This is a genomic window from Streptomyces sp. A012304, from assembly GCF_026008495.1.
GTDB lineage: Bacteria > Actinomycetota > Actinomycetes > Streptomycetales > Streptomycetaceae > Streptomyces.
In genome coordinates this window covers 76,177-82,176 of the sequence record NZ_BQUN01000015.1, presented here as the reverse complement: position 1 = coordinate 82,176, position 6,000 = coordinate 76,177, and the positions used below count along the sequence as shown (strand labels likewise).

Genomic DNA, 6,000 nt, shown 5'->3' with positions numbered 1-6,000 from the left:
GACGTAGTGGCCGGCGCCGTGCCGGGAGACGACCAGGCCGTCGTCGACGAGGACCTTGTAGGCGCCGGTCGCCACGGAGTTGCTGCATCCGTGCTGCGCGGAGATCTCGGCGACGGACGGCAGGCGGGTGCCGGGTGGGAGTTCGCCGGATTCGATCCGGCCGCGGAGGTCTTCTGCGACGCGCAGGTACAGCGGCGGCTCGGTGCTCACTGTCCGCCCTCCCTTGATGTGACTTGCGTGACAGAGTAGCCAGACTCTCGCTACTCTCGTACGAGAGTAATTCTCTCGCACAAGAGCGGGGATTCGTCGTGCTGATCAGCGACCGAGCAGCCCAGTTACGGGCCGCCCTCGAGGAAGCCCTCGACGGGGAGCAGGTGGACCTCTTCCCCGTCCAGCACGGCACCCGCATATCCGCCCTCGCCCCCGCCGCGGACGAGTGGGACCGGTGGCACCAGGTCATCGCCGTCCTTCAGACCGCAGACGAGTGGGGCAGCAGTAGCGCGGGCGGCACACCGAAGATCTGGGCTGAGATCAAAGACGAGGTGAGCACGTGAAGAGCGACGGCACGTACACGACCATCCCCCGGTCCGTCGGCATCGCCTGGTGCGCCTGGCACCAGGGCTACAGCGTCACCGCCCGCCTGGTGCGGGACGCGGCGGGCGCCCGGCACTTCGCGTGCTTCTCCTGCCGCGAGGCCTACGACCTCGTCCCCATCGCGGACCAGCCGTGAACGACACCGAGAACCTGTCTGCCGAGTGCGCCGTCGCACGCACCCCGGGCTACGGGGACCTGCACGGCCAGTGCCGCCGCATCGAGGACATCCACCTACCGCACTCCTCCGGCGTGGTCCTCGTACCCCGCTGCAGCTGCACCTGCCACGGGAGCACACGATGACGAAGACCTCCGTCGACCGCCTCTTCCCACCCCGCCAGCCTGAGCCCGCGCCCGGGTGTGTGGTCTGCTCGCACCTGGACCAGCAGCGGATGCAGGCCCGCGTCGACGGCGACCTCTCCAAGGTGTCGGACTGCAACGTGCGGATGCGCGGACACACGCACCACACGGCTCCGAAGCCCCTCTGAACTCCCGCCTGCCCCGCACCCCGTGAACTCCTGGGGGCGGGCGGGATCGCGGCCCCGGCCGGCGCCCCCGTCGCCGACCGGGGCCGCTCCATGTCGATCGCCCAAGCGGCCGACCCGCTTCTTAGCGCCTGTCCTCCTCGATAGAGATCAAATAACCGCGAGGGTACGTCCGTTGGCTAGGCGGAAGCCCGAGTGCCTGGAACCCGTCCCGCTGCGTCTCCAGCAGGTACTCATCCGGGCCGACCGGCTCGACCTTGGTGACAACTGCCGTCAGACCTATACGCATCCCGGGCCTGACCCGTTCGATCGGAACCTGCATCTCCGCACACCTCCGCAGGCGGCTCGATCCCCCTCCCTTCCAGCTTCTCCGCCTGGCGGGATCCCCGCATATCGGCAGCTCGCTGACCACCGTGCGTGACCAAGCCATAAGGGTGTTATAGCCAAATCTTGGGGTTGCCGCTGCCCGTACCCCCGCTGACCAGGAAGGACAACCGCGCTCGCACCAAGGCCCGCAGCACCCGGTCCCCGCCCGGCGGCACCGTGCCCGCGGCCACCAGCTCGTCGAGGGTGAACGCCCGAGGCCGTACCACTCGCAGCGACAGGCAGGTGCAGCCCACGGCGACCGGGGGCAGCACCGCGTGCAGCCGGGTCCCGTCGGGCAGCCGGGCGTCGACCCAGGGCCGGGCGTCGTCCAGGCGCCGTCCGGCCACCGCGGCCAGGCGCTGCGCGAGCCGTCGTACGGCTGCCGGGTCCGGGAAGGACACGGTGGTCAGCTCCAGACCGCCACCCCGGTCGACCCAGACCCGGTCCGGGGCCGACACCAGCACATCGGTCACCGAAGGATCGGTGAGCAGCGGCTCCAAGGGCCCGCTGCCGATCAGTTCGGACCGCAGTTGCTCGGCCGCGCCCGAGCACCTCCGCGTCCCCGAGGACCCGCCCTTGTTCCCGCAGCGCCTGCGCCACCCGCGCGGGCGTCGGCTCGGCCCCGCTCTCCGCGAGCCACTGCCGCACACCGTCCAGCAGCGCGCCGTTCCCCCACACCCGTTCGAACCCGGCGCTCATGCGCCACCCCTCTCACCCTGCACACCGATTCCGCTTCTGACTCCTCGCCGCGAGCACGGACCCCGGCGCCCCCGGCGCCCCCGGCTCCGCCCCTCATCCGCTCCCCGCTTCCGCCAACGCCCGCTCCCAGAACTCCTTGCAGAAGCGGGCCAGCGGACCGCGGGGCGCCCCGCCGGGCGGTGTCCTGCCGTAGTCGGGGCGCAGCAGGCCCGGCTCGACGGGGACCTCGCCGGCCAGGGGCAGTCCGAGGAGCCGGGACACCTCGCGGTCGTCGAGGCCGGGGGCGTACGGGCCGCGCACCGCCACCCTCAGGTCGCGCAGAACCATGCCGATCGCGGACGCCACCCGTCCGGCCGCCGCGACGGCGCGCAGCTCGGCGGGGACGACCAGGAGACCGACGTCGAGCTGGGTGAGGGTCTCGGCGACACCGTCGTCGAGGCGTCGCGGCAGGTCGACGACGACCGTGCCGCCCCGGCGCCGGGCCGCGGCGAGCACCGCGCGGATCGCCTGGGGCGGGACGGCCACGCAGTCGCCGCGGTCCCAGCTGAGCACCCGCAGCTCGTGCAGCTTCGGCAGCGACTCCTCCAGGGCACCGCCTCCGACCCGGCCCCGCGAGGCGGCGAACGCGGGCCAGCGCAGACCCTCGGCGGCTTCACCGCCGAGGAGTACGTCGAGTCCGCCGCCCAGCGGATCGGCGTCCACCAGGAGGGTGCGCAGTCCCTCACGCGCGGAGGTGACGGCGAGGGCACACGCGAGCGTGGACGCTCCGGCCCCGCCGCGGCCGCCGACGACTCCCACGGTCAGGGCGGGCCTGCCGACGCCCTCGGCGACGTCGGCGATGCGGTCGACCAGCCACTGCTCGCCGTCGGGAAGCATCAGGACGTGATCGGCGCCGATCTGGACGGCTCGTTTCCACACTCCGGAGTCGTCCTGGTTTCGGCCGACGAGGACCACTCCGCGTCTGCGGGCGGCCCCGCGCACCCGGCGCGCGGCGTCGTCGCCGACCAGGACCAGCGGAGCGGACTCCCAGCCGCCCCGCTGTTCCGGGAGCGAGTGGTGCACCTGCGGTGTGGCGCCCGCCGCGGCGCACAGCCGCAGCAGGTCGTCGAGGAGTTCCGCGTCCTCGGTGACGATCAGCGGCCTGCCCTGCCGTCCTCCGGCGGCGGGCGGCGGGTCGTGTGTGACGTCTCCGGTCACGATTTCCATCCCCCTTCGCTGCGTGTCGCGCAGCCCCTGCGGCCCCGCGATTCCCCTGCGTATGAAGAACCGGCGGCCTGCCTTCCATATGAACGGCCGGTGGAAACCGGCCTACGCGCCCGACAAACGGAACCGGCCATGAACTCGCCGGGAGCGGACGCGTTGGAATCACGGTGCAACGAACCCGGAAATCGTGTGGATCTTGGTGGATAACTGTGGACGAGTGGGCAGTTGTGAATATCGCCATCACCCATACCGGTGACGACCGCAGCGTCCCCTGTGCGACTTCCACAGAGCAGTCCAGCGGCTACGCTGGGTGACGGATCGTGGGCATGCGAAAGAGGCGGCCTCAGCCGCCTCGCTCCGGCACCGCAGCCGCGTACAGAACGGGAAAACGTATCCGGACATGCGACGACCCCCGCCGGGGGGGAGAGCGGGGGTCGTCTCCACGGCCGACTCGGGGGGGGAGGAGCCGGACCGGGTTAGCACGGTCGCGAACGATCCGTGACTTCCATGGTGTACCCGAGAGCCCTCTCAGGCAAACCCACGCGCCCACCTTACGCCGAATGGGCTGCCCCTATGCTCATGGTTGTGGAAAACCACTCCTTGCCCCGCACAGCGGCCTTCTTTGACCTGGACAAGACGGTCATTGCGAAGTCGAGCACGCTCACCTTCAGCAAGTCCTTCTACCAAGGCGGGCTGATCAACCGCAGGGCGGCCTTGCGTACCGCATACGCCCAGTTCGTCTTCCTCGTGGGCGGTATGGACCACGACCAGATGGAACGTACACGCGAGTACCTGTCCGCGCTCGTGCGCGGCTGGAACGTCCAACAGGTGAAGGACATCGTCGCCGAGACCCTTCACGACCTGATCGATCCGCTGATCTACGACGAGGCAGCCTCCCTGATCGAGGAACACCACCTCGCCGGTCGTGATGTCGTGATCGTGTCCACGTCGGGCGCCGAGGTGGTCGAGCCGATCGGTGAGCTGCTCGGCGCGGACCGCGTGGTGGCCACCCGGATGGTGGTGGGCGAGGACGGCTGTTTCACCGGCGAGGTGGAGTACTACGCGTACGGTCCGACCAAGGCGGAGGCGGTGAAGGAACTCGCCGAGTCCGAGGGGTACGACCTCGAGCGCTGCTACGCCTACAGCGACTCGGCGACCGACCTGCCGATGCTGGAGGCGGTGGGCCATCCGCACGCCGTGAATCCGGACCGCGCACTGCGTCGCGAGGCTCTCGCGCGCGGGTGGCCGATTCTCGATTTCCACCGCCCGGTGCGGCTCAAGCAGCGCATCCCGACGTTCTCCGTACCGCCCCGTCCCGCGCTCGTCGCGGCCGCGGCGATAGGGGCGGCCGCCGCCACCGCGGGCCTCGTCTGGTACGCCAGTCGGCGCCGATCGGCGGCATCCGCCTGACCCGCCCACAGCCCAAGGATCCGACCGTTTCAGGGCCGACGGAAGCCCGTTTCCGCCTGTTTGAGAGTAAAAGTAAAGAAGTGGCGCCAGGACTTCCGCTTGTCCGGGCCCTGGAGTACAAAGGACTCAACGGCCCGCGAGACCAAGGACATCCGAGAGGATCACCTTAATAACGCATTTGGCCCCACGGACCGCGCATGAACACCGGGCACCCACGCGACGTCGACCCGTCGATTACGGGCCAGCCACACCAGGTGACGGGCAAAGTTCCCGGCCTGATGGGCACATATCGAGGACGCTTGGTAACCCGGTGGTCATGCCAGCGGCGGTACGAATCCTCGTACCGCCGCAACCCCTGTCCAGGCTCCCTTCGGGGAGCCTTTCTCGTTACGCCGCCCCGCGCTGGAGCGCCTCGCACACGGCCGTCGACTCACGCGCCCCCAGTTCGACCGCCCTGCCACAGTGGGCGATCCAGGCCGCCATGCCCTCCGGGGTTCCCGAGACATAGCCGTCGAGAGCCGCGAGATACGCGGCCCGGCCCAGCTCGGCGTGGCCCACCTCGGCCGGGCAGACCGACTTGGGATCGAGGCCGCTGCCGATCAGGACGACACGTTCGGCCGCGCGCGCGACCAGGCCGTTGTGGGAAGTGAAGGGACGCAGGGCGAGCAGCTCACCGTGGACCACGGCCGCAGTGACCAGGGCCGGTGCGGAGCTGCCCGCCACGATCAGCTCGGCCAGCCCGTCCAGCCGCCCGGACACCTCGTCGGCGCTCGGCAACGGCAACTCGATCAGCGGCTCGTCGACCGGCTCGCCGGCCTGCCGCGGCCGCCCGACGCGGTCCTCCTTGCCGGCCGCGGCGACCAGATGCAGCCTCGCCAGCACCCGCAGGGGCGACTGCCGCCAGATCGACAGCAGCTGGCCCGCCTCGGCGGTCAGCCGCAGGGCCGCGCCCACGACGCGCGCCTCGTCGTCGACCCCGAAGTCGCTGCGTCGGCGCACCTCCTCCAGCGCCCAGTCCGCGCCGGACAGCGCCGCCGAGCCGCGCGAGCCGCGCAGGGCCGCCTCCGAGGTGATCTCCGTACTACGACGTCGCATGATGCGGTGCCCGTAGACCCGGTCCACGGACTTGCGCACGGTCTCCACGGACTCGGCCACACCGGGCAGCGAGCCCAGGGCCGCGAGCGGATCGGCGGTCGCGCCTGTCGAACTCATGGGTACGACCCTACGCAACCGGATCGCGACCCCT

General features: G+C 70.9%; 7 protein-coding genes and 1 pseudogene. 4 read left to right on the top strand and 4 right to left on the bottom strand.

Annotated features, from left to right (window positions below):
- The coding region (locus ALMP_RS05180; protein WP_264924996.1) for a winged helix-turn-helix domain-containing protein at positions 1-210 on the bottom strand (210 nt) is incomplete at its 3' end.
- A gap of 98 nt (positions 211-308) precedes the next feature.
- On the opposite strand from ALMP_RS05180, the gene ALMP_RS05175 reads away from it, so the two are divergent.
- The 3 genes from ALMP_RS05175 to ALMP_RS05165 all read left to right on the top strand — a co-directional run bounded on the left by ALMP_RS05175 (position 309) and on the right by ALMP_RS05165 (position 1,079).
- Positions 309-554, top strand: coding sequence for a hypothetical protein (locus tag ALMP_RS05175; RefSeq protein ID WP_264924995.1), 246 nt, complete (start codon positions 309-311; stop codon positions 552-554).
- Entirely contained in the window at positions 551-730 is a 180-nt protein-coding gene (locus tag ALMP_RS05170; RefSeq protein WP_264924994.1) for a hypothetical protein, read from the top strand. The genes ALMP_RS05175 and ALMP_RS05170 overlap by 4 nt, the downstream gene beginning before the upstream one ends.
- A gap of 160 nt (positions 731-890) precedes the next feature.
- Entirely contained in the window at positions 891-1,079 is a 189-nt protein-coding gene (locus tag ALMP_RS05165) for a hypothetical protein (RefSeq protein ID WP_264924993.1), read from the top strand.
- A 455-nt stretch (positions 1,080-1,534) separates the two neighbouring features.
- On the opposite strand, the pseudogene ALMP_RS05160 reads toward ALMP_RS05165, so the two are convergent.
- Together ALMP_RS05160 and ssd are read right to left on the bottom strand one after the other, a co-directional pair.
- Positions 1,535-2,141 (bottom strand): annotated as a pseudogene (locus ALMP_RS05160) (ATPase, T2SS/T4P/T4SS family); the annotation flags it as partial.
- A gap of 93 nt (positions 2,142-2,234) precedes the next feature.
- Positions 2,235-3,347 carry a septum site-determining protein Ssd gene (gene ssd / locus ALMP_RS05155; protein ID WP_264924992.1) on the bottom strand — a complete coding sequence of 371 codons (1,113 nt, stop codon included), beginning with the start codon at positions 3,345-3,347 and terminating at the stop codon, positions 2,235-2,237.
- A gap of 570 nt (positions 3,348-3,917) precedes the next feature.
- Between ssd and ALMP_RS05150 the strand changes: the two genes are divergently transcribed.
- Positions 3,918-4,754, top strand: a complete 837-nt coding sequence (locus ALMP_RS05150) for an HAD family phosphatase (protein ID WP_264925003.1) — start codon at positions 3,918-3,920, stop codon at positions 4,752-4,754.
- Between the two features lie 387 nt (positions 4,755-5,141).
- On the opposite strand, the gene ALMP_RS05145 is transcribed toward ALMP_RS05150, so the two are convergent.
- Complete coding sequence (locus ALMP_RS05145; protein ID WP_264924991.1) at positions 5,142-5,966, bottom strand: Fic family protein; 825 nt, start codon at positions 5,964-5,966, stop codon at positions 5,142-5,144.
- Positions 5,967-6,000: the final 34 nt, after the last annotated feature.

Excerpts from the sequence above, each read along its gene's own strand:
- ssd (WP_264924992.1), bottom strand. The coding sequence starts at position 3,347 with ATGGAAATCGTGACCGGAGACGTCACACACGACCCGCCGCCCGCCGCC.
- ALMP_RS05165 (WP_264924993.1), top strand. The coding sequence starts at position 891 with ATGACGAAGACCTCCGTCGACCGCCTCTTCCCACCCCGCCAGCCTGAG.
- ALMP_RS05145 (WP_264924991.1), bottom strand. The coding sequence starts at position 5,966 with ATGAGTTCGACAGGCGCGACCGCCGATCCGCTCGCGGCCCTGGGCTCG.
- ALMP_RS05150 (WP_264925003.1), top strand. The coding sequence starts at position 3,918 with ATGCTCATGGTTGTGGAAAACCACTCCTTGCCCCGCACAGCGGCCTTC.